The 23431-nt window shown below is 70.9% G+C and carries 18 protein-coding genes and 1 pseudogene; 13 read left to right on the top strand and 6 right to left on the bottom strand.

The features are described 5' to 3' along the window. The first annotated feature begins 48 nt into the window (after nucleotides 1–48). The 6 genes from Acy02nite_RS11180 to Acy02nite_RS11205 all read left to right on the top strand — a co-directional run bounded on the left by Acy02nite_RS11180 (nucleotide 49) and on the right by Acy02nite_RS11205 (nucleotide 9649). Nucleotides 49–819 (top strand): SDR family NAD(P)-dependent oxidoreductase, encoded by a 771-nt coding sequence (locus Acy02nite_RS11180; protein ID WP_203739893.1) that lies wholly within the window; start codon nucleotides 49–51, stop codon nucleotides 817–819. A 135-nt stretch (nucleotides 820–954) separates the two neighbouring features. Continuing rightward, complete coding sequence (locus Acy02nite_RS11185) at nucleotides 955–5448, top strand: PDDEXK-like endonuclease domain-containing protein (RefSeq protein WP_239174573.1); 4494 nt, start codon at nucleotides 955–957, stop codon at nucleotides 5446–5448. Between the two features lie 337 nt (nucleotides 5449–5785). Continuing rightward, on the top strand, nucleotides 5786–7432 hold the full coding sequence (locus Acy02nite_RS11190) for an EAL domain-containing protein (protein ID WP_203739894.1): 1647 nt from the start codon (nucleotides 5786–5788) through the stop codon (nucleotides 7430–7432). Between the two features lie 30 nt (nucleotides 7433–7462). Continuing rightward, nucleotides 7463–7849 carry a cupin domain-containing protein gene (locus Acy02nite_RS11195; RefSeq protein ID WP_203739895.1) on the top strand — a complete coding sequence of 129 codons (387 nt, stop codon included), beginning with the start codon at nucleotides 7463–7465 and terminating at the stop codon, nucleotides 7847–7849. Nucleotides 7850–8080: 231 nt separating this feature from the next. After that, complete coding sequence (locus Acy02nite_RS11200; protein WP_203739896.1) at nucleotides 8081–8530, top strand: MarR family winged helix-turn-helix transcriptional regulator; 450 nt, start codon at nucleotides 8081–8083, stop codon at nucleotides 8528–8530. Between the two features lie 33 nt (nucleotides 8531–8563). Continuing rightward, entirely contained in the window at nucleotides 8564–9649 is a 1086-nt protein-coding gene (locus Acy02nite_RS11205; protein ID WP_203739897.1) for an S-(hydroxymethyl)mycothiol dehydrogenase, read from the top strand. 332 nt (nucleotides 9650–9981) lie between these two features. Here Acy02nite_RS11205 and Acy02nite_RS11210 read toward each other — a convergent pair whose 3' ends face one another. After that, nucleotides 9982–11358: an MGH1-like glycoside hydrolase domain-containing protein gene (locus tag Acy02nite_RS11210; RefSeq protein ID WP_203739898.1), complete on the bottom strand. Its 1377-nt coding sequence runs from the start codon at nucleotides 11356–11358 to the stop codon at nucleotides 9982–9984. A 132-nt stretch (nucleotides 11359–11490) separates the two neighbouring features. Further along, nucleotides 11491–12552 (bottom strand): DNA polymerase ligase N-terminal domain-containing protein, encoded by a 1062-nt coding sequence (locus tag Acy02nite_RS11215; protein WP_203739899.1) that lies wholly within the window; start codon nucleotides 12550–12552, stop codon nucleotides 11491–11493. A 313-nt stretch (nucleotides 12553–12865) separates the two neighbouring features. Here Acy02nite_RS11215 and Acy02nite_RS11220 point away from each other — a divergent pair, with 313 nt between their 5' ends. From Acy02nite_RS11220 to Acy02nite_RS11235, 4 genes are all read left to right on the top strand, one after another. Further along, nucleotides 12866–13972, top strand: coding sequence for an FAD-dependent monooxygenase (locus Acy02nite_RS11220; protein WP_203739900.1), 1107 nt, complete (start codon nucleotides 12866–12868; stop codon nucleotides 13970–13972). A 211-nt stretch (nucleotides 13973–14183) separates the two neighbouring features. Continuing rightward, on the top strand, nucleotides 14184–15941 hold the full coding sequence (ctaD, locus tag Acy02nite_RS11225; protein ID WP_203739901.1) for an aa3-type cytochrome oxidase subunit I: 1758 nt from the start codon (nucleotides 14184–14186) through the stop codon (nucleotides 15939–15941). Nucleotides 15942–16113: 172 nt separating this feature from the next. Further along, nucleotides 16114–17550, top strand: a complete 1437-nt coding sequence (locus tag Acy02nite_RS11230) for an MFS transporter (protein WP_203739902.1) — start codon at nucleotides 16114–16116, stop codon at nucleotides 17548–17550. A gap of 333 nt (nucleotides 17551–17883) precedes the next feature. Then, on the top strand, nucleotides 17884–18837 hold the full coding sequence (locus Acy02nite_RS11235) for an LLM class flavin-dependent oxidoreductase (RefSeq protein ID WP_203739903.1): 954 nt from the start codon (nucleotides 17884–17886) through the stop codon (nucleotides 18835–18837). Between the two features lie 102 nt (nucleotides 18838–18939). On the opposite strand, the gene Acy02nite_RS11240 is transcribed toward Acy02nite_RS11235, so the two are convergent. From Acy02nite_RS11240 to Acy02nite_RS11255, 4 genes are read right to left on the bottom strand one after another with little or no spacing between them, the layout of a single operon-like run. After that, nucleotides 18940–19518 carry an RBBP9/YdeN family alpha/beta hydrolase gene (locus Acy02nite_RS11240; RefSeq protein WP_239174576.1) on the bottom strand — a complete coding sequence of 193 codons (579 nt, stop codon included), beginning with the start codon at nucleotides 19516–19518 and terminating at the stop codon, nucleotides 18940–18942. A gap of 5 nt (nucleotides 19519–19523) precedes the next feature. Continuing rightward, nucleotides 19524–20051 (bottom strand): GNAT family N-acetyltransferase, encoded by a 528-nt coding sequence (locus Acy02nite_RS11245; RefSeq protein WP_425548130.1) that lies wholly within the window; start codon nucleotides 20049–20051, stop codon nucleotides 19524–19526. Beyond that, nucleotides 20035–20616, bottom strand: a complete 582-nt coding sequence (locus Acy02nite_RS11250) for an isochorismatase family protein (protein WP_203739904.1) — start codon at nucleotides 20614–20616, stop codon at nucleotides 20035–20037. The genes Acy02nite_RS11245 and Acy02nite_RS11250 overlap by 17 nt, the downstream gene beginning before the upstream one ends. Nucleotides 20617–20625: 9 nt before the next feature. After that, the gene (locus tag Acy02nite_RS11255; protein ID WP_203739905.1) at nucleotides 20626–21912 is read right to left on the bottom strand and encodes a nicotinate phosphoribosyltransferase; all 1287 of its coding nucleotides are present in this window, start codon (nucleotides 21910–21912) and stop codon (nucleotides 20626–20628) included. A 96-nt stretch (nucleotides 21913–22008) separates the two neighbouring features. Here Acy02nite_RS11255 and clpS point away from each other — a divergent pair, with 96 nt between their 5' ends. The 3 genes and pseudogenes from clpS to Acy02nite_RS11270 all read left to right on the top strand — a co-directional run bounded on the left by clpS (nucleotide 22009) and on the right by Acy02nite_RS11270 (nucleotide 23378). After that, a complete protein-coding gene (clpS, locus tag Acy02nite_RS11260) occupies nucleotides 22009–22299 on the top strand; it encodes an ATP-dependent Clp protease adapter ClpS (RefSeq protein ID WP_203739906.1) in 291 nt (96 codons plus the stop codon). A gap of 20 nt (nucleotides 22300–22319) precedes the next feature. Next, on the top strand, nucleotides 22320–22820 hold the full coding sequence (locus Acy02nite_RS11265) for a DUF2017 domain-containing protein (protein WP_203739907.1): 501 nt from the start codon (nucleotides 22320–22322) through the stop codon (nucleotides 22818–22820). Nucleotides 22821–22881: 61 nt separating this feature from the next. Further along, nucleotides 22882–23378, top strand: a pseudogene (locus Acy02nite_RS11270) (M67 family metallopeptidase). The last annotated feature ends 53 nt before the right edge of the window (nucleotides 23379–23431 follow it).

The raw sequence follows: 23431 nt of genomic DNA on the forward strand, positions 1-23431 counted from the left end.
TGGATAAGGTCATGAGGGAGCTGACCGGACGGCCTCTGGGGGCAGGCGATGGGTGCGGGGTCTTTCGTGGTCACCGGCGGCGGCCGGGGAATCGGGCGGGCCATCGCCGAGCGGCTGGCCGCCGGCCAGGACACGGTGGTGGTGCTGGACAGCGACGCCGAGGCCGTCGGCTGGGTGGCGGCGCATCCGGCGCGGGAGCGGATCATCCCGGTGGTCGGTGACGCCACGGACCAGTCGGTGGCCGAGCTGGCGGCCGGGACCGCGGCGGCTGCCGCCCCGCTGCGGGGCTGGGTCAACAATGCGGCCGTCTTCCCTGCGGCGTGGCTGCACGAGACCTCGGCCGCCGAGATGAGCGCGTTGATCCGGCACAATCTCGACCTCGCGCTGACCGGATGCGCGGTGGCGCTGCGCTGGTTGCTGCCCGCCGGTGGGGCGATCGTGAACATGTCGTCACACCAGGCGCAGCGGGCGGTGCGCGGTGCTTTGGCGTATTCCACGGCGAAGGCTGCGATCGAGGGGCTGACCAGGGCGTTGGCGGTCGATTACGGGCCCCGGGGCGTACGCGCGAATGCTCTTGCCCTGGGGTCTGTCGCGACCGAGCGGTCGGCGGCGTACCTCCGGGGGCTCCCGGAAGCGGACCGCCTCGCCTTCGACCGGGAGATCCGGTTGCTGCAACCGCTGGGCCGGATGGGGAGTCCGGCGGAGGTGGCCGAGGTGGTCGCGTTCCTGCTGTCGGATGCGGCGGGCTTCCTGAACGGGGCCGTCATCCCGCTGGACGGGGGCCGTTCGGCGGTCGGGCGGGATCCGGAGGAGGCTTGAGCCCCGGCCATTCCTGAAGCGCTCCCCAATACCGGGATGCGGCGGGGACGGCGGGACCTCCGAGCGCACCGGCCAGGGCTGGACGGTGGGCAACCGCGCTCACGGCATGGCGGGGCCGCCTCTAGACTTCACGGGATGGAGTCGCCCACGACGATCCGGGACCGGGCTGTCGCGGTCGCCGACTACCTCCTCGCGGTGCGCGCGCAGATGGACCGCCCGGCTCGCACCGTGCCCTCGGATGCCCATTGGCTGAACGGGTTGCCCGCCCACCCGGACTGCCAGGCCGGTCCCGGTGCGGACGGTGCGTCCTGGCTGCGGGTGGGCCGGCCCGAGTTGCCGGGGCCGGTGAAGGTTCCGGCTGACCTGCGCCGGCGTCTTCGTGGCGATGTCACCGCCGCTGCCGAACCCGCGGTGGATCGTGGCGCGGCAGTCGCCGGATCCAGCGTGGACCAGGCGCGGGAGGCCGCCGCTTCAGAGCCGGCGGAGGATCACGCGGATGCGTTCGAGCGGTGGCGTGACGAGACCTGGCGCCCCTGGTCGCAGCTGACCACGGCGGCCGAGCAGACCCGTGAGCTGCACCGGAAGCTGTTCGACCGGATGCACCAGCTCGACATGGCCGCCGCGACCACCGAGATGGTCTGGGGTCACGGCATCCTGGAGACCACGATCGACGGGGCCCGGGTGAGGTATCCGCTGGTCGCGACGCCGGTCCTGATCGAGTACGACGCGGACCGCGCCCTGATCTCCGTTTCCCCGGCTGGGCCGTCGCGGCTGCAGACGGATGCTCTGCACGGGCTCGACGAGCGTCACCTCGGCCAGCTCCAGGGACTGGCCGGCCCCGGTGGGGTGGTCGAAGTGGATCTGTGGAACGACTTCGAACGCCGGGAGTTCTTCGAGCGCGCGCTGACCCGTCTCGGCTACGACCGGCTGATCCTCAAGCCCGGCGAAAGGCCGGAAACGGGCCAGGAGTCAGCGTCCGGCAGGCAGCCGACGCCCGGCGAGGAGGCAGCGGAGGCGGTGCCTGGCCAAGGCCCCGCGACCGGCGACAAGGCGACTGGCGGAAGAGCGAGCGGCGATAAGGCGACCGGCGGAAGAGCGAGCGGCGACAAGGCGACCGGCGGAAGAGCGAGCGGCGACAAGGCAACCGGGAAAGCGGATACCGCAAGGAGCGCCACAACCTTCATCAGGGACACCGCCGTCCTCTTCGCCCGTCCCCGCCAGCGCCAGCTCCGCGGCTTCCTGGAGAACCTCCGGAACCGCCTCACGGAGAAGCACGCCACCGACGGTGTCGGCGCCCTGGCCGCCGTTCTCGCCCACGAGCCGAGCCGCCTGGTCATGCCCGACGACCATCCGGAGGCCTGGACCCGGGTCGGCGAGCGTCTGCTGATGCCGCTGCCCACGAACGAGGCCCAGGAGTCGATCGCGCGAAGGCTGGCCCAGCATCGCAACGTCGCTGTTCAGGGTCCGCCGGGCACCGGCAAGACGCACACCATCCGCAACCTGATCTGCCACCTGATGGCGAACGGCAAGCGGGTCCTGGTCGTCGCGCAGAAGGAGGAGCCGCTCCGGGTCCTGCGGGACGGTCTGCCCGAGGAGGTCCAGGCGCTCTGCCTCGCGGTTCTGGGTCGCACCACCGATCAGCTGGTCCAGTTGCAGCTGGCCGCGCGGGAGCTCTCCGATCGGGCGGCGACGCTGGACAAGGACGCGGAGGCACGCCAGGTCGAGCGGCTCACCGCGAATCTGGAGGAGGCCGAGCGCGAGCTGGCCACGGCGATGGCGGGTCTGCGGCTGATCGCCGAGAGTGAGGCCGCGACGTACCAGATCGGTGGTGTCGGGCTGCTTCCCGCCGAGGTCGGGGCCTGGTTGCGGGAGCGCGCCGCGGCGCACGGTGGCATTCCGGATCCGATCTCGGGCCCGCCGCCGCTGACCATCGAGGAGTTCGCGTCGCTGCTCAAGCTCGCGGCGCGGATCACGCCGGAGGACCGGGCAGCCTCGATGCGGCCGTTGCCGGAGATCGTGGATCTTCCGGACGAGGCCACGGCCTCGGCCCGCCGGGCCGGGATCGCCGAGGCCGAGGCGCGGCTGTCACGGTTGGCCGACCAGGGCGTCGATGTCGATTTTGTACGGTCGCAGCACGGCCCCGCCCACACCGAGCTGATGAACGATCTCCGCGACGCGGTGTCGTGGCTGCGTCGTCGCGAGGGCACCTGGACGGACCGTCTGGGCCGGCTGATGGACGACCAGCACTGGCGCACGTTGTGGGCGGATCACGTCGCGGGGGTCTCGGCTCTGCTCGACGAGCTGGCCGTGAGCGCGAAGGAGCAGGCCGGTCACCGGGTGACGATCGGCGAGCAGCTGATCGCCGAGCCGAAGCTGCTGCTGGCGCGCTTGGGTGAGATCCGTCAGCGGTTCGCGGCCGGCAAGGGGCTGAACCGGCTGTTGCAGTCCGCCCTGTTCCGGGTCGCGGAGGAGATCCGGGTCGACGGCGAGCCGATGCGCACGGCCGGGGACGTGGACCTGGTCGTGGCCCGGGTGCGGCGGTTGCAGGCGCATCGGCGGCTCGGTGACGTGTGGGCGGACTGGGTGGAGCGCCTGCGGATCTCCGAGCCGGCCGGCGGCTGGACCGACCCGGAGGTGTGGTCCGGGTTGCTGCTGACCGAGGCGGCGCAGTCACTCGAGTTCGATCTGCGGCGCTGGCCGCCGCTCGTGGAGCGGATGGCCAGGGTCGTACCGCAAGCTGATCTTGAATTGGATGCCGAGCGACTCGCGGCGGTGGCCGAGCTGATCGACGGCGCCGGCGAGGTCTTCGCTCTGGAGCGGGCGCGGGCCGCCGAGCGGGAGGTGGCCGGGCGGCTGACGCCGTGGCCGGAGCTGGCGCGGGCGTGGCAGACCCTCGACGGGTGGGACGAGGCGATCGTGGAGATCACCCGGGTGGCACTGTTGCAGCCGGACGTGCTGCGGTTCCACGCCGTGCACGACCGGCTGGTGAACGCGGCGCCGGAGTGGGCCGCCAAGATCGCCACGGGGCAGCATCCGGTGGTCTCCGGTCAGGCGTGCCTGGAGGCGTGGGAGTGGCGGCGCGCGCAGACCTGGTTCGACGACGTGGTCGGCGACGTCGACCCGGCGCTGCTGGCCCGGCGGGTCGAGCGGGCCCGGGCGAAGATCCGCCGGCTGACCGGTGAGCTGGTCGTCGCCTCCGCCTGGCTGGAAGTGGCCCGTGCCCTGAACGACCGGCGCCGGGCCGCCCTCGCGGACTGGACCACCGCCCTGCGCAAGATCGGCAAGGGCACCGGTCGCAGCGCCGCGCTCTGGCAGGCGCACGCCCAGCGGGCGATGGAGTCGGCGGTCTCGGCCGTGCCGGTCTGGGTCATGTCGGTGGACCGGGCGATCGAGCAGTTCGCCGGCGGTGCCCGGAGCGGGGTCGGTCAGACCAGCCACTTCGACGTGGTGATCGTCGACGAGGCGTCCCAGGCGGATCTCTTCGCGTTGCCGGTGCTGTCGCTGGCCGAGCGGGCCGTGGTGGTCGGCGACGATCAGCAGATCGGTCCGCAGCTCGGCTTCGTCGGCTCGGTGCAGGGGCTGATCCAGCGGCACCTGACCGACGTGCCGTCAGCCGAACACTTCGACCCGGATTCGTCACTTTATGATCACGCGGTGCGACGGTCGCCGGAGCGGATCCTGTTGACCGAGCACTTCCGGTCGGTGCCGCAGATCATCGAGTTCTCGTCGCGGAACTACTACGACGGCAAGATCATGCCGCTGCGGGCGGATCGTCCGGCGCTGCCGCCGATCCGGGCCGAGTTCTGCGCCGACGGTGCCCGGGTGACCCTGCCGGGCGTCGGTGACATCAACCCCGCGGAGGCAGACGCCCTGGTCGACCGTGTCACGAAGATCATTTCCGATCCGCGGTACGACGGCAGGACGCTCGGCGTGATCAGTCTGCTGAGCACCAGCGGTCAGGCGGGGCACCTGCTCACCCGGCTGCGGGAGGCGATCGGGGAGGACGAGCTCCAGGCGCGGCGGTTGCGGGTCGGTGACGCCTACACATTCCAGGGCGACGAGCGTGACGTGATGCTCGTATCAATGGTCGTGTCCGAGAATGATCCTCGAATCGCGGCGTTCACCAAACGCGATTACCACCGCCGGATCAATGTGGCGGCGTCCCGGGCCCGTGACCAGTTGTGGATTTACCATTCCGTCCGGCCGGAGAGGTTGCTCCCGGATGACGCACGGGCGCTTCTGTTGTCGTACGCGCTGAATGTCTCGGTGGAAACCACGGTGAGCGATCCGGCGGCCCGGTGCGAAAGCGATTTCGAGCGCGACGTGCTGCGCCTTCTCGCGATGCGGGGCCACCGGCCGATTCCGCAGTTCCGGATCGGCGGGTACCGGATCGACTTCGTGCTGAACGCGCCGGACGGGCGGCGGCTGGCGATCGAGTGCGACGGCGACGCCTACCGGGGCCCGGAGCAGTGGGAGAGCGACATGCGCCGGCAGGCGGTGCTGGAGCGGGTCGGCAACTGCGTGTTCGTCCGGATTCGCGGCAGTGTCTTCGCCCGTGAGCCGGAGGCGGCGATGCGGCCGGTGTGGCAGCGGATCGCCGAGTTGGAGATCACGCCGGCCGGGGAGTGAGGATCACCCAGCGCAGGGTTCCGGGGACGGGGTGTGCATGTGGACGGCGCCTTGCGGGTAGGAAACTGCACAAGGTTTTCCACTCGACACAAACAGTGACTGTCTGTCATGGAGGGTGAGACGCTTTTCGGTGCAATTGGGCGGTAAAGCGGTCCGCCGTTCGGTTGTTTCGATACTCTGGATGGGCGATAATTCCCTGCTCCTGGCCTCGCCTGCGGATACGTCAAAACTTTGACTATGGCGTTGACTGTTACTACGGCCCGGTGACAGGTCGTAATAGGTAGGGGACTTCGGTGGCTGGGGGAACAGTCGTGCGCGAGGGGGGAGGTGCTGCCGTATGACCGTGCCCGAGGAACGCGAGCGCTGGGCGCCGCCGGCCGCCTCGCTGCCCGAGCCGCGCCCACCGGCCGAGGACCGGGCGGCCTGGTTCTCCTACACCGCCGCCAACGATCAGATCGTCTGGTCGGCGGCCCTGTCCGCGCTGCTCGGCCGGGTGCCGGCGCAGGGCGGGATGACCCGGCAGGTCCTCGCTCACTTCGTGCACCGTGACGACCTCGCCGCCGCGCTCGGCGCGATCACCGAGGCCTGGACCACCCGGGCCACCGTGCGTGCCACGGTCCGGTTGATGCGCCACGACGGTGGCTGGTTCGACGTCGACTGCCGGATCGAGCCGATGATGAGCCCGGACGGCACCGTCCGCGGCATCCGCGGCACCGTCCGCGACGTCACCGACCGCGAGCGCGCCCGCCGCGAGGACGCCCGGCTGACCCGTCGCGGCGAGACCGTGCAGACCTCTCTGGTCGAGCCGGACCCGGCGACCGGTCTGCTGACCCGGGCCCGGTTCGCCGACGAGATCGACCGGGCGCTGCGCCAGGCGGCCGGCGCGCTGCTCGTGCTGCGCGTGCAGGCCGAGGGCGGCGGCGACGAGCTGCTGCACCGGACCGCCCGCAGCCTGGAGGACCGGGTCGGCCCGGATCAGCTGCTCGGCCGGGTCGGCACCAACGAGATCGCGGTGCTGCTTGCCGCGTGCACCTGGCAGGCGGCGTGCGCGCAGGCGGACACCCTGGTCGAGGCGGTGCGCGCGGACTCCGGCGCGCAGGTCTGGGGCGGTCTGGTCCGCTTCCGGCCGGACGGCGAGGCCGGCAGCCACGACCTGCTGATCGACGCCGAGCAGGCCTGGCGCCAATCACGCGAGGCGGACTGCCCGATCACGCTGGTGGCGCATCCGGTGCCGGCCCGCGACCGGCAGGGCTCCTACCGGAACCGGGTCGCCGACGCGCTCGGCACCGACCGGTTCACGCTCTACTCCCAGCCGATCCTGGAGCTGCAGACGAACCGGGTGACCCGGCACGAGCTGCTGCTGCGGGTGCTCGACGAGGCGGACGGGCCGCAGTCGCCGACCCAGGTGCTGGACGCCGCGGAACGGCTCGACGCGGTCTTCGACATCGACCTGTGGGTGGTCGAGCGGGCCATGCGGCTGGCCGCCGAGCAGCCCGGGATGGGCCTGCAGATCAACCTGTCCGGCCGCTCGGTCGGCGACCCGCGGCTGACCGCCGAGGTGGAGCGCCTGCTCGCGCAGTACGAGGTGAACCCGGAACAGCTCACCTTCGAGATCACCGAGACCGCGCTGATCGGGAACCTGAGCGAGGCCCGCCGGTTCGCCGACCGGATCCGCGACCTGGGGTGCTCGCTCGCGCTCGACGACTTCGGCTCCGGCTACGCGTCGTTCCGTTATCTGCGGCTCTTCCCGATCTACCTCGTCAAGATCGACGGGGAGTACGTCGTCGATCTGGTCGGCAACCCGCAGGATCAGGTGCTGGTCCGGGCGCTGGTCCAGGTCTGTCAGGCGTACGGGATCCACACCGTCGCCGAGTTCGTCCAGGACGAGGCGACCCTGCGGATGCTGCGCGAGCTCGGTGTCGACTACGTCCAGGGATACCTGATCGGCCGCCCGTCCCCGGTGGTTCCGGGCGGCCTGGCGTAGACCGTGGCCCGCCGGGATAGCGTGCTCGGCATGGAGCACTACGTCATCGCCACCGTCGCCGAGCAGAGTCCCGACTTCCGCCGGGTGCTGTGGACCGGTAAGCACACCCAGCTCGTCATCATGACCGTCCCCGCGGGCGGCGAGATCGGCGAGGAGATCCACCACGTGGACCAGATCCTCACCTTCGTCAGCGGCGTCGGCAAGGCGATCGTCGGCGGGGAGACCCGCACGGTGCAGCAGGGCGATCTGGTCGTCGTCCCGGCCGGCGTCCAGCACAACTTCGTCAACGACGGGCCGAACCCGCTGGTTCTGCACACCGTTTACGGCCCGCCGGAGCACGCGGACGGCGCCGTGCACAAAACGAAGGAAGAAGCGGACTCTCTCGAAGAGGCCGGACTTGACAATCCGCCCGCCTGAATTTCGGTTTCTGCGCGTTCATTTCTGAACGCTTTGTTTTCCCTTTAGGTGCACGACGCCGGAACCGGCCGAGGCCCCCCAGCCAGCCGGTTCCGGCGTCGTGTCGAGGTGGAAAGTCCTCGGACAGCCTACTCGGTGAGGTTCACGTAAGTCGATCGATTCGGTGACCCGCTGTGGAATGCTGTCCACCCGGCCCATGCTGGACTGTCCGAACGCCACTAATCTGCCAGCATGGAAGAGCCCCGCTGGTTGTCGCAGGAGCAGCAGGAGGCCTGGCGGAACCTGGTCGAAGTGCTGGTCAAGGTGCCCGCGGCGCTGGAGGCGCAGCTCCAGCGGGACGCCGGGCTCACGCACATGGGCTATCTGGTCATGATGACGCTCTCCGAGCATCCGGACCGCCGGCTCCCCATGAGTCACCTGGCCAGACGCGCCTGCGCCTCGCTGTCCCGGCTCTCCCACGTGGTGGCCCGGCTGGAGGGCCAGGGCTGGCTGCGCCGGGAGCGTGACCGGGCCGACGGCCGGGTGCAGATCGCGGTGCTCACCGACGAGGGGTTCGCCAAGGTCGTCCGGAGCGCCCCCGGCCACGCCGAGACGGTGCAGCAGCTGGTCTTCGACCGGCTCACCCCGGCTCAGGCCCGCCAGCTCGGCAAGCTGGCCGAAGCGTTGCTGAAAACTCCGTAAGGTCTCGGCTATGGGAAAAGGTGCGTGCGACAGATGAGTCAGCGGGTGCGGGGCGTGATCGCCCGGGAGAAGGGCAAGCCGGTCGAGATCGCCACGATCGTGGTGCCCGACCCGGGACCGGGCGAGGCCGTGGTGAAGGTGCAGTCGTGCGGGGTGTGTCACACCGACCTGCACTACCGGGAGGGCGGGATCAACGACGAGTTCCCGTTCCTGCTCGGTCATGAGGCGGCCGGGGTCGTCGAGGCGGTCGGTGACGGTGTGACCGACGTCGCGCCCGGTGACTTCGTGGTGCTCAACTGGCGTGCGGTCTGCGGCAACTGCCGCGCCTGCGACAAGGGCAAGCCGTGGTACTGCTTCAACACACACAACGCGAAGCAGAGGATGACCCTGGAGGACGGCACCGAGCTGTCCCCGGCGCTCGGCATCGGCGCGTTCGTGGAGAAGACGCTGGTGCACGCCGGCCAGTGCACGAAGGTGGACCCGCAGGCCCGCCCCGCCGCTGTCGGCCTGCTGGGCTGCGGCGTGATGGCCGGCCTCGGCGCCGCGATCAACACCGGCGGGGTGACCCGGGGCGACTCGGTCGCGGTGATCGGCTGCGGCGGGGTCGGCAACGGCGCGGTGGCCGGTGCGGCGCTGGCCGGGGCCACCACGATCATCGCGATCGACACCGACGACCGGAAGCTCGAGTGGGCGCGTGGCTTCGGCGCCACCCACACGATCAACGCGCGCGAGCACGACGTGGTCGAGCGGGTGCGGGAGCTGACCGGCGGCTTCGGCGCCGACGTGGTGGTCGAGGCGGTGGGCCGGCCGGAGACGTACAAGCAGGCGTTCTACGCCAGGGACCTGGCCGGCACGGTGGTGCTGGTGGGCGTGCCCACGCCGGACATGACGGTCGAGCTGCCGCTGCTCGACGTCTTCGGCCGCGGCGGCGCGCTGAAGTCCAGCTGGTACGGCGACTGCCTGCCCAGCCGGGACTTCCCGATGCTGACCGAGCTGTACCGGCAGGGGCGGCTCGACCTGGACGCGTTCGTCACCGAGGAGATCCCGCTCGACGGCGTGGAGCAGGCCTTCGCCAAGATGCACACCGGCGACGTCCTGCGCTCCGTGGTCGTCTTCTAGAGGATCAACTTCAAGATCTTCATTGCCTATCTCCGCCGGGGTACGGACCGTCGCTCCCGCGGGGACCCTTCCGGGCTTCGCAGGGCCGCGAGGCGGCCCAGAACGCGAAACCCGCAAGGGCGACGTCCGTGGGTGGTCGCGCTCAGAAGGACCCACGCGATCCCCGCGGGTGGTCCCGGCAGTGCCGCGCTCACCCTCCCGGCTGGTTCTCATGGGCGTTATGAGGCACGAATAACGCCCATGAGAACCAGCCGCGGGCCGCGAGTCACGCCGGACCGGGGGTCCCCTGAGCGCGGAGTGCCGATCGCCGGCGCAGGGGAACGGTCACACCGTCAGTCCGCCCGGGCGTAGGCGGGCGCCGACCGATCGGCCAGCAGGTCCAGGCACAACGCCGCGGTCCAGCTGAACGTCGGCGCGCCCAGCCCCTGCCCGGTCTCCGGGTGGAAGTACTCGTAGTGCCCGTGCTCGTGCACCAGCCGCAACATCGCCCGCCGCAGCTGCTCCGCCTCCCCGCGCCGGCCGTGCACCTGCATCCCGCGGCGCAGCAGCCAGTTCACGTTCACCCAGACCGGCCCCCGCCAGTACCGGTGGGTGTCGAAGCTCCCGTCGGTCCGGTCCACGCTCGGCGCCGGCAGCCCGAACCGCTCCGAGCGGGCCTCGGCCATGATCGCCTCCACCTGGTCGGCGGGCAGGTCGGGCAGCATCAGCGGGAGCAGCCCGCTGACGCAGCGGACCGGGCTGAGCCGTCCGGTGCGGGCGTCGCGGGCACGGAAGGTCCGGCTCTCCGGCTCCCACAGGCGGCGGGAGATCGCCGCGGTGATCTCGCGGGCCCGGTCCCGGTGCCGCCGGGCGTCGCCGGTCCGGCCGAGCACGCCGGCGATCTGGGCGAGGGCCAGCTCGGCGACACCGAGGATGCTGTTGAAGGCCGGGCACTCGACCGCGAACGGGTGCCGCCGCACCAGCTCGGTGTCCGAGTAACCGCCGTCGCGGTAGTTGAGGATCAGGCCGACGTACCGCGCGTGGTCCTCGTCGGTGGGCCGGTGCGCGGCGTCCGAGACGGCCAGGTCACGCCGCGGATGACGATCGAGCAGGGTCAGGTCGGCCGGCACCCCGGCGAGCGCCTGGTCCCAGGCCGGGCTGTTGTCCAGGCCGGATTCCCACGGGTGCACGATCGAGGCCAGACCACCGCCGGCGGCGTCCCGGCGCTCGGTCAGGTACTCCTGCTGCCGCACCAGCCGGGGGTAGAGCCAGGCCAGCTCGGTACGCGCCGCGCCGGCGCAGGCCGCGCCGTGCGCCGACGCATGGCGGTAGACCTCCCACGCGGCGAGGGCGTGCAGCGGCGGCTGGACGATGCCGGTGCTGCGCCGGGCGGGGCGACCGGCCAGGACCGGCAGGTTCCAGAAACCGGGCCCGGGGAAGTAGTCGTCCTCCGCGGTCGCCGGGTCGAACACGATGTGCGGCACCCGCCCGTCCGGCCACTGCGCCTCGAACAGGGTGTGCAGGTCGTGCCAGGCCCGGGTCGGGTTCACGTAGGCCAGCCCGACCGCGGTGAACGCGGTGTCCCAGCTCCACTGATGCGGATAGAGACGCCGGGACGGCACCGTGTGCTCACCGGACCAGTTGGTGTCCAGCACCCGCACCGCGGACTGCCACAGCTCGGCGGCCGGATCGGGGACGGCGACGGGGGACGAGGGCGGGTACGGGTGCATGCTGAGGTCGTTACCCTTTCCACTGCGGTCGCAGGCTTTCCCCCGCCATCGGGCGAGCCGCAGTGCTCCTGAACGAAACTGCCGGTTGCATCTTCGGTACCGCCGCTCCGGGGTGCGCGACCGGGGTGCCCCTCAGCTCACCGTGATCTCGCGCCACAACCGGCTCGCCCGGCCGGGCAGGTAGGGCGAGTCGAGCCGCTTCGCCACCACGCCGGACAGGCCCTGCGACCGGGCCGCGTCCAGGGCGAACTCCCCACCGCCGGGGAAGAACGGCGGGGTCTGCCAGTGCTCCCCGGCGCACGCGAGGCCGTCCAGCAGCTCGCGGCGCTCGGCGTAGCGCAGCAGCTCGGTCGTGGTGTGACCGTCGAGCCACAGAAGGTCGTACAGCAGGAATTGCACCGGGTCCTTCTCGCTGCTCCTCTTCGGATTCTTCGCGGTGGCGCGCCGGGTCAGCCGATCCGGGTCCGGGCGGGCGCCGTCGAACGCCACGAGCTCGCCGTCGAAGACCGCCTCGACCGGCGCGAGCGCCGGGCCCAGCGCCCGCACCTCCGGGAATATAGAGGTCAGATCCTCGCCGCCGGCGCCGCCGAGACGCACCCTTCCCCCGGAGACGTACGCGAGACAGCGCCGCCCCGCCCAGCGCATCTCGTAACCCCAGTCGGCGTCGTCGGTGGGCAGCCCGGCCGCGCGGGTGGCCAGCATCGGCCGCAGATCGGCGGGCATCGGCTCCCAGCCGGGCTCGGGAGGATCCATGCGGCGGACCATCCAGTCGGCGCCACCGGTCCGGAAGAAGACGTACCGCCCCCTGGTCCGATCGCCGTGGAACGTGACGCTGATCTCGTCGTCACGCCATTTGCCGGTCTCGTAGGTGCCGCGGTCGAAGATTGTCATCCGGCCGCCGCCATACTCCCCGGCCGGGATCTCGCCGGCGAAGGTGAGGTATTCCAGGGGATGGTCCTCGGTGTGTTTGGCCAGGTTGTTGCGGGCCTGATCGCGGGGCAGGCCGCGCGGGACGGCGAACGAGACGAGCACGCCGTCACGTTCCAGCCGGACGTCCCAGTGCAGGCTGCGCGCGTGGTGCTGCTGGATCACGAAGCGCGACAGCTCGGTCGGCTTCTCCGATTCCGCGGGAACCGGCTCGGGGGTACGGGCGGGGTCCCGCTTGCGGCGGTATTCGTCGAGACGGTCCGGCATACCGGGGATTCTGCCGGTCGCCGCACGGACCCGGAATTGTCGTACCCCGATGGTTGGGTGCCCGCATGACGGGGATGGAACTGCTGCCGCACCTGCCGCGCCGGGTGATCCGGGCGCGCCGGGCCGTTGCTCTCGCTCGCGCCGGGCGCGCGTTCGCCGCCGTGGAATTACCCGCAGGGGTGACACCACTGTGGTCAGGAGCCCAGGGCCTGGCCCGGACCGGACTCGATGTTGATCGTGGCTTTCCCGCGGAGGTGGCAGGCGGTAGTGTTCTGGCTCCGACGCGTATCCATCGACAGGAAGGCGTTGGCCGATGACCTTGCGCATCCTCGTGGTGGGCGCCGGCATCGCCGGTCTGGCCGCGGCCCGGGGCCTGCGAGTGGCGGGCTTCCGGCCGGATGTGGTGGAGTCGCTACCCGCCAGCATGAGTCCCGGCGCCGGCATCTATCTCCCGGGGAACGCCTCCCGCGCGCTGCGCCTGCTCGGCCTGGACGTTCCGCTGCGCCCGCTCGGCGACCTCATCTTCCGGCAGGTCTTCCTGGACACGCGCGGTCGCGAGCTGTTCGAGATGGACGTCGCCGCGCTCTGGGCCGGCGTCGGCGAGTCCCGCGCCCTCTCCCGCGCCGACCTGCAGCAGGTGCTGCTCACCGGGGTCGGCGGCGAGGTGCGGTACGAGACCGAGGTCCGCGACGTGCAGATCGTCGAGGGCGCCGCCAAGGTCGAGTTCTCCACCGGCGCGATCGCGGAATACGACCTGGTCGTGGGCGCCGACGGCCGCCGCTCGACGATCCGCGACCGGATCGGCCTCGGTGGCCCGGCCACGCCGACGGGTCAGATCGTCTACCGCTCGGTCGTCTCCGGTGGCCCGCCACTGACCGACTGGACCGCGGTGCTCGGCCGCCGGGCCCAGTTCGTCGCGATGCCGATGGGCGGCCGCAAGATCTACTGCTACGCCGACGAGACCGCGCCCGAGACGCCGAACCCGGCCGATCCGCGTGCGCGGCTGCAGGAGATCTTCGGGTCCTTCGGCGGCCCGATCCCGGCGATCCTCGAGCGGATCGAGAAGGTGTCGGTCGCCCGCACCGACGAGGTGGTCCTGCCCACCTGGTCGCGCGGCCCGGTCGTGCTGGTCGGCGACGCTGCGCACGCCACCGCGCCGACCCTGGCCCAGGGCGCCGCCATGTCCTTCGAGGACGGCTGGGTGCTGGGTCAGGAGCTGCGGCAGTCGCAGGCCGACATCCCGGGCGCCCTGCGGGCGTACGAGGAGCGCCGCCGGCCGCGCTGTGCCCAGGTGCGCGACCGCACCCGCGAGCGGGACCGCACCAGGGACGTGCCGCCGACGCTGCGCGATCCGATGCTGCGCCGTCGCGGGCTGCAGATCTTCACCGACCACTACAAGGAGCTCGTCGCGCCGGTCTGAGCGCGGGCCGTTCCGTCGATCATGGATCACCTCGCCGGCGGGCCGGCAAGGGTGGTCGATCTTCGCTGGCTGACGTTCGTCCTGGGTGGCCCTTCGGTCACCCCGCGAGCACCCCGCGAAGGCGAGGGGTCGGTGGGGGACTATTCTGCCAGCGAGGTACGCCTGATCTTTGGTGTGCCGAGTGGGTCGAACGAGACAACGGAGGCAATTCGTGACGACCGTTGCGCCGTCGCCGATCGCGACCCGTCCGTATCCAGTGCGACGGACGGTCAGGGGTTCGGCACTCGCCCGGATCCTGCGCACGACGGACGCGAAGCAGATCGGGATCATGTACATGATCACCGCCTTCGTGTTCTTCCTCTTGGGCGGCCTCATGGCGCTGCTGATGCGCGCCGAACTGGCCCGGCCGGGGATGCAGCTGCTCTCACCGGAGCAGTACAACCAGCTGTTCACCATGCACGGCACGATCATGTTGCTGTTCTTCGCGACACCGATCGTGTTCGCGTTCGGCAACTACGTCGTACCGATCCAGATCGGTGCGCCGGATGTGTCCTTCCCCCGGCTGAACGCCTTCGCCTACTGGCTGTACCTGTTCGGCGGCCTCATCACCATCGGCGGGTTCCTGACCCCCGGCGGCGCCGCCGACTTCGGCTGGTTCGCCTACACCCCGCTGAGTGACTCGCTGCACTCGCCGGGCGTCGGCGGCAACATGTGGGTGGTCGGCCTGGCGATCTCGGGTCTGGGCACGATCCTCGGCTCGGTGAACCTGATCACCACGATCCTGACCCTGCGCGCGCCCGGCATGACCATGTTCCGGATGCCGATCATGACCTGGAACATGCTGGTCACGGCGCTGCTCGCGGTGATGGTCTTCCCGTTCCTGGCGGCCGCGCTCTTCGCGCTGGCTGCCGACCGCGTCCTCGGCGCGCACGTCTTCGACGTGGCGACCGGCGGGCCGATGCTCTGGCAGCACCTCTTCTGGTTCTTCGGCCACCCCGAGGTGTACATCATCGCCCTGCCGTTCTTCGGCATCATCACCGAGGTCATCCCGGTCTTCAGCCGCAAGCCGGTCTTCGGCTACAAGGGCCTGGTCGCCGCGACGCTGCTGATCGGCGCGCTGTCGATGTCGGTGTGGGCGCACCACATGTTCGTCACCGGCCAGGTGCTGCTGCCGTTCTTCAGCTTCCTGAGCTTCCTGATCGCGGTCCCGACCGGCATGAAGTTCTTCGTCTGGATCGGCACGATGTGGCGCGGCCAGATCAGCTTCGAGCCGCCGATGCTGTTCGCGATCGGCTTCCTGGTGACGTTCCTCTTCGGTGGTCTCTCCGGTGTGCTGCTGGCGGCCCCGCCGATCGACTTCCACGTCTCCGACTCGTACTTCGTGATCGCGCACTTCCACTACGTGCTCTTCGGCACGATCGTGTTCGCGGTCTTCGCCGGCATCTACTTCTGGTTCCCGAAGATGTTCGGCCGGTTCCTCGACGAGCGCCTCGCCAAGATTCACTTCTGGCTGACGTTCATCGGCTTCCACACCACGTTCCTGGTGCAGCACTGGCTCGGCACCAAGGGCATGCCCCGCCGGTACATCGACTACCTGCCCAGCGACGGCTTCACCACGCTGAACACGGTCTCCACGATCGGCTCGTTCATCCTGGGCCTGGCCACGCTGCCGTTCCTGTACAACATCTGGAAGTCGTACAAGGTCGGCCGGGTCGCGGTCGCCGACGACCCGTGGGGCTTCGGCAACTCGCTGGAGTGGGCCACCACGTCGCCGCCGCCGCTGCGCAACTTCGACCGGATGCCGCGGATCCGCTCCGAGCGGCCGGCCTTCGACCTGAAGTTCCCGGAGCTCGCGGCCGGTGAGCAGGGCGCGGTCGCCGGCCCGCCCGAGGGTGGGGCCCGGGTGCTGTCGCACGAGTCCGACGGTGGCGCGACCTACCAGGAAGACACCGAGAACAACAAGCACTGATTTTCCGTACGACGCCGGCCCCGCCCTCCCTCATCGGAGGCGGGGCCGTTTCGTTTCCGGATTGTTCCGGGCATTCCTCGCACCGCGCCCGGTGGCCGACGTGAGCTGCACTAAACGCGTTGGTTTATGTCGTACCCCTGGGGGAGGATCGCTGGCGGAGGTCAGGATCGTCATGCTGCTCAAGCCTTACCGGGAAACCCTCGCGCTGCCCAAGGTCACATCCTTGCTGGTGGTCGCCACGCTGGCCCGCATCCCCATCGCGGCCGCCACCGTGGTGCTCACGCTGCACGTCGTCACCGACCTGGGCCGGGGCTACGGTGCGGCCGGGCTGGTGGGCGCGGCGGCGACCATGGGCGGCTCGTTCGGCGCCCCGGTGATGGGCCGGCTCGTCGATCGGCGCGGGCTGCGCCCGGTGCTGGTGCTGACCACCATCGCCGAGGTGATCTACTGGCTGGTGGCCCAGGCGCTGCCCTACTGGGCGCTGCTCCCGGTCGCCGTGATCGGCGGGTTCCTGGCCCTTCCCGCGTTCTCGGTGGCGCGGCAGTCGATCGCCGCGCTCACCCCCGAGTCGCACCGGCTGCCGGCCTTCGCGTTGGACTCGATGACCACCGAGCTGTCGTTCATGGCCGGCCCGGCGCTCGGCGTGCTGATCGCCACCAACGACCACGCCGGCCCTCGCGTGGCCATGCTCACTCTGGCCGGCGGGATCCTGCTCGCCGGTCTCGGGCTGTGGCTGCTCAATCCACCCACCCGTGCCGAGCACGAAGCCCCCGTCTCGGCCGGCGAGCGGGTCCCCCGGCGGGATTGGCTCAAGCCCCGCTTCGTCGCGATCCTCGCCGTCACCATGGCCGCCACGCTGGTCCTCTCCGGCACCGACGTGTCGGTCGTCGCGGTGCTGCGCGCCTCCGGCGAGCTCGGCTGGAGCGGGCTGGTGATGACACTGTGGGCGCTGTTCTCCCTGATCGGTGGCTTCGCCTACGGCACGGTTCGCCGCGGCCTGCCGGTGCTCGCCCTGTTCATCCCGATGGCGGTGCTGACCATCCCGGTCGGTCTCGCCGGCTCGCACTGGTGGCTGCTGGCGCTGCTGCTGATCCCGGCCGGAGCCCTGTGCGCCCCGACGATCACCGCCAGCTCGTCGGCGATCAGCCGGATGATCCCGGCCGCGGCCCGTGGCGAGGCGATGGGCCTGCACAACTCCGCGCTCACCGTCGGTGTCGCTCTGGGCGGCCCGCTGGCCGGCCTGGCGATCGACAACCTGGGGCCGAAGTGGGGCTTCGTGGCGGTCGGCACGGTCGGCGTCCTGGTGGCCCTCCTGGTCCTGCCGGCCGAGCTGCGCCGCCGCAACACGCCTGCCGCCTCGGCCTCCGGCTCGGATCCGTCACCGGCTGCCGCCTCCGAGGCCTCTTCGCCCGGTGGACCCGGTTCGCTGTCTCCCGGTTCGCTGCCTGCCGGCTCGTCGTCTCCCGGCTCGTCGTCTCCCGGCTCGTCGTCTCCCGGCTCGTCGTCTCCCGGCTCGCTGTCTGCCGGCGAGCCTGGCTCGTTCGCGGCCTCCGCTCCGGAATCTGTTCCGGCGGTCACTGAGCCGGCCGCGACCGAGCCGGCTCGCTAGATCGGGCCTCGGGCCGGCGCGTCCACCGCCCGTAAGCGGTGGCGCGCGCGCCGGCGGCCCCTGGCCGCTGGGCCGTCTGCTTCCGGAGCGAGCGCGACCGGGGAAGTGGCTTGCCGTGGTGGCCGGTGAGCCGGGCGAGATGGGCTGCCGTGGTGGCCGGTGAGCCGGGCGAAATGGCTTGCCGCGGTGGCCGGTCAGCCGGGTAGGTTGGGCGGGAACTCCGAATCTCCGGGCCTCGGAAACATGTCGCAGGCGGGCCCGGCGACCTTGCCATGAGCGGGGAGGAGGTGGCGACGTCAGTCGTTGCTACCTGCTTTTCGGAAGGACAGAACCATGGAATTCGGCCTCGGGCTGCCCATCAGTGACCCCGCCCGGCTCCCGGAGTGGGCCCGGCTCGCGGAGGAGCACCGGTTCGCCACGGTCGCTCTGCTGGACCGGCTGGCCTACGACAACCCGGAACCGCTGACCGCTCTCGCCGTGCTTGCCGGTGCCACCACCCGGATCCGGCTCCAGACCGAAGTGCTGCTCGGCCCGCTGCGGTCCACGGCGCTGCTGGCCAAGCAGGTCGCCACCCTGGACCGGATGTCGGCTGGCCGCTTCGTGCTCGGCATCGGCATCGGCGGCCGGGAGGACGATCATGCGGCGGCCGGGGTGCCCCTCAACCGGCGGGGGCGGCTCCTCGACACCCAGCTGGCCGACCTGAGGAGCATCTGGCGCGGCGACCCTTACCGGGCCGCGCAGTCGATCGGCGACGGCGCGAAGCGGGACTGGGGCCTGGGCCCCACGGAGTCGGGCGCGGCTGCCGCGATCGGGCCTCGCCCAGCCGCCGCGATCGGGCCTCGCCCAGCCGCCGTGATCGGGCCCCGGCCGGTCACGGCGGGCGGGCCGCCGATCCTGATCGGTGGGTTCGCTCCGGAGGCGTTGCGCCGGGTGGCGCAGTTCGCGGACGGGTTCATCTGCGCGGCGCCGCTGACCTGGGCCGACGGGCTCGTCCGTACCGTCAACGAGCAGTGGGAACAAGCCGGCCGGGCGGGCCGCCCACGGCTCGTCTGCCAGATCAACACGGCGGTGGGCAGCCCCGGCACGGTCGAGCGCGGCCGCCGGGCGGTCGCCGACTACTACGCCTTCACCGGGCGGCCCGGCTGGGGCGCGCCGCTGTCCGATCCGGCCCTGATCGCCGAGACGGTCGCGGCCTATCACGAGTTCGGCGCCGACGAGCTGATCTTCTACTGCTACGGCGACGATCCCCGCCAGGTGGAGCTGCTCGCCGGGATCGTCAGCGGGTGATCCGCGGGCTGGGCCGGGGCTGACCGCCCACGCGAGCAGGGATCGTCAGCGGCTGATTCGCGGGGCTGGGCCGGGGCTGACCGCCCACGCGAGCAGCGATCGTCAGCGGGTGATTCGCGGGGTCGGGGCGGGACTGACCGCCCACGCGAGCAGCGACGGCCACGGCCCGTACCCGGACTCGTGATTGAGGTGGGCGCCGCCCCGGAGCAGGTCGGTGTCGAGGGACAGCGGCGTGCCGTAGTCCCCGGCGGCGCCCTCCGGCAGGTACGGATCGTCGTCGGCGAAGACCAGCCGGGTGTGACCCGCCGCGGCCGCGACCGACTCCGGCCGCAGCGGCGGGGGCGCGAACGCGGCGATCTCCGGATTCGACAGGGTGACCGACACGGACGGCGGCGCGACCAGCAGCACCCGGTCGACCGGCTCGGTGATCACGCCGCGGGCCACCCCGTTGAGCCAGAGCAGGCAGCCGAGGCTGTGGCAGATCACGGTCCGCGGCTCGTCCAGGCCGTGAACCCGGGTGGCCAGTTCGTCCAGCCACCGGTCCAGGTCGGGCTCGTCGGGGTCGGGCAGTTGCGGGTAGTCGACCTGGTGACCGAGCTCGGTCAGTTGCCCGGCCAGCCAGTGCTGCCAGTGCGCGGGCGGCCGGCGGTTCTGCCAGCCGTGCAGGATGAGGTAGCCCATGCGGCTCAGAGCTCCAGGTACATCACGTGCAGGCCGACCCGCCCGAGCCCGGGATGCTCGAACGCCCGCGGCACGGTGCCGATGATCTCGAACCCGAGGCGGCGGTAGACGGTCACGGCGGCCACGTTCGACTCCGCGACGGCGTTGAACTGGATGCCCGCGAACCCCTGCGCCCTCGCCCAGTCGATCACGAAGCGGCAGAGGGCCGCGCCGACGCCGCGTCCACGGCTGCCGGCCGCGACCATGAAACTCGCGGTGGCGACGTGAGCGCCGGGGCCGCCCCGGTTCGCGCCCATCTTCGCGGTCCCGGCGATGCGTTCCGGGGAGCCTTCGGTCGCGACCACGGTGAGGCCGGGCGGCTGCTCCACCCAGACGGCGCGGGCGTCCGTCTCGCTCATCGTGGTGTCGTAGGTGTACGTGTCACCGGCGCGCACCACGTCCCGGACGATCGGCCAGACCTGTTCCCAGTCGGTGCCGGTGAACGGCCGGATCACCGCCGAGGGCCGGTCGGCGAGCTCAGGACGGGTCGACAACCGGTGCTCCCGTGGTCTCGATCGACGCCGCGCGGAACTGCTCGAGAGCCGCCTCGGTGGTCGCCCTCGCCACCCCGGCGGTCAGCTCCAGCAGGACCGTCGTCGCGAAACCCTCGGCGGCGGCGTCGAGCGCGGTGGCCCGTACGCAATGGTCTGTCGCGATGCCGACGACCTCGACGTCGGTGACCCCCTTGGCCCGCAGCCACCCGGCGAGGGTCTCGCCCGACTCCGTCCGGCCCTCGAAACCGGAGTAGGCGGCCTGGTGCGCGCCCTTGTGGAAGATCGCCTCGACCCGGTCGGTGATCAGCTCGGGGTGGAAGTCGGCGCCCGAGGAGCCGACCACGCAGTGCGCCGGCCAGGTGTCGACGAAGTCCGGGTGTTCGCTGAAGTGCGCGCCCGGGTCGATGTGGTAATCCTTCGTCGCGACGACGTGGTCCCAGCGCTCACCGGCTCGGTCGAGCACCAGCGAGATGCCCTTGGCGACCGCGGCGCCACCGGCGACCGGCAGGGAGCCGCCCTCGCAGAAGTCGTTCTGCACGTCCACGATGATCAGCGCGCGTGACATGGGTAACCCCTAGGCGGTGGGAATGATGACGACGGGGATGGCCGGATCGCCCGCGGAGAGCTTGAGGCCCTCCCACGGGATGGAGATCAGGCACTGCCGCAGGTGATCGCGGGACTCCTGCAGGGTGGGGCGGGTCTGCGGCTCGCCGCCGACGATGAAGGCGCGCTGCAGCAGGCGGTCGTTGGTCTGATGGTCGGGCACGCCCTGGGAGACGATGATCTCCTCGGTGGCCGTGCCGGTGGGCTTGTGCCGGCGCACCGCGGTCTTGCGGCCGCCGACTGTCGCCTTGTTCTCCGAGCGCTTGACGACCGGGCGGCCGGCGACCTCGACCAGCTTGTAGACCAGACCCGCGGTGGGCGCCCCGGAGCCGGTGACGACAGCGGTGCCGGCACCGTACATGTCGACGGGCTCGGCCGCGAGGGTGGCGATCGAGTACTCGTCCATGTCGCCCGAGACGATGATCTTCGTCTCCGTGGCGCCGAGCGAGTCGAGCAGCTCCCGGGACTGCTGGGCGAGCACGGACAGGTCGCCGGAGTCGATCCGGACGGCGCGCAGGTCCGGCCCGGCGACCGCGATCGCGTTCCGGATGCCCTGACTGATGTCGTACGTGTCGACCAGAAGAGTGGTGTTCTTGCCCAGCGCCGCCACCTGCGAGCCGAACGCGGTCGGCTCGTCGTCGTGCAGCAGGGTGAACGCGTGCGCCGACGTGCCGGTGGTCGGGATCCCGAACTGCCGGCCGGCGGCGAGGTTGGACGTGGACGCGAAGCCGGCCAGGTACGACGCGCGGGCGGCGGCGACCGCGGCCTGCTCGTGGGTGCGCCGGGAGCCCATCTCGATGATCGGGCGGCCGCGGGCCGCGGTGACCATCCGCGCGGCGGCGGCGGCGATCGCGGAGTCGTGGTTGAGCACCGACAGGATCAGCGTCTCCAGCACCACGCACTCGGCGAACTTGCCGCTCACGGTGAGGATCGGGGAGCCCGGGAAGAAGAGCTCACCCTCGGTGTAGCCGTCGATGTCACCGGTGAAGCGATAGTTCGCCAGCCAGTCGGCGGTCGTCTGGTCGACCACGCCCGAGGAGCGCAGGAAGTCGATCTCGGCCGGGTCGAACCGGAAGCCGGCGATCATGTCGATCAGCCGGTCCGTGCCGGCGACCACGCCGTACCGCCGGCCGGTGGGAAGCCTTCGGGCGAACACCTCGAAGACGCATGGGCGCTCCGCGGTGCCGTCCCTGAGGGCAGCACTGATCATGGTCAGCTCGTAATGATCGGTCAGCAGAGCCGGCCCCGAGGTATTCACGGCACCTACCCTAATGCGTGTCTCCGGACGGCGCCGCGACCTGCGGTTCGGTGCTCCGGTTCACAGATCCGGCGGCAGCGGTGGCACCATGGGGGCATGGCGTTGCCTCAGGTTGCTCCCGTCGAGACGCCGGAGATCGAAGAAGTCCCCGCCGAGGACCGGCCTTGGGTGACCATCGTCTGGGACGATCCGGTCAATCTCATGTCGTACGTGACGTGGGTCTTCCAGAAGCTCTTCGGCTATAACAAGGACAAGGCCGAGAAGCTGATGATGGACGTGCACACCAAGGGCAAGGCGGTCGTGTCCAGCGGCGCCCGCGAACGTATGGAGATGGACGCCAACCAACTGCACGGATACGGTCTTTGGGCAACTGTGGACCGAGCCTGACAAAGCGGGTGGGGAAGAGCATGTTCCGACGCAGCGGCGGTCAGTGTGTGGCCACGTTCGCACACGATGAGGTGCGTGTCCTGCGGAAAGTGGCCGCCGAGGTGGTGGGCCTGCTGACCGACGGGATGGACCACACCGATCCGGTGGTGGGCCGTCTCTTCCCGGACATCTACCCGGACCGGCCGGACGACTCGAGCGAGTTCCGGCTGTACACCGAGGGTGACCTGAAGACCGCCAAGATCGATCAGGCCGGGGCGATCCTCGCGGCGCTGCCCGACGAGGGCGAGGGTGAGGTCCGGCTGGACGGCGAGGCCGCCGAGGCCTGGTTGCGGGCGATCAACGACGCCCGGCTGGCGATGGGCACCCGCCTCGACATCCAGGCCGACACGGATCTGGCCGAGGAGCTTGACGACGCGGTGCTGGAGGATCCGGGCTCCAGCCGGGTGTTCCAGCTGTCGGTCTACGCCTATCTGGGCTACCTGCAGGAGTCGCTGCTCAACGCACTTCCGGAGATCAAGTAGCGCACGGAGTGTGTGCCTCGCCACGCGCGGAGTGGCGAAATACTTCGGTAATGTGAACGCCGTGCTGACCATCGACAGTGCGATCGTGCGTGCGATCGTCGCCCACGCCCGCCGGGACCATCCCGACGAGGCCTGTGGCGTCGTCGCCGGCCCGATCGGCAGTGACGTGCCGGCGCGGCACATCCCGATGGACAACGCGGCCCGGTCGATGACGTTCTACGAGTTCGACTCGATGGAGCACCTGCGAGTCTGGCGCGAGATGGACGACAACGACGAGGAGCCGGTGGTCATCTACCACTCGCACACCGCGACCGAGGCGTACCCGTCGCGCACCGACATCTCCTTCGCCGGTGAGCCGAACGCGCACTATCTGCTCGTCTCGACCCGTGAGCCCGATTCCGAGGAGATCCGCTCGTTCCGTATTCTGGACGGTGTGGTGACCGAGGAAGAGGTCAACATCGTGGATGCGACGGTGAAGTCGTGAAGGTGAGTGCCGTGCAGTCGTACATGTTCGGGCAGAGCCCGGCTTCGGTCTTCTATGAGTGTCCCTGCCTCTAGAAGCCGACCGACTCCCTGCCCGATACTGATCGACTCTCCAGGAGCATGACAAT

Source organism: Actinoplanes cyaneus (assembly GCF_016862095.1).
In the GTDB taxonomy this organism is placed as follows: Bacteria; Actinomycetota; Actinomycetes; order Mycobacteriales; family Micromonosporaceae; genus Actinoplanes; species Actinoplanes cyaneus.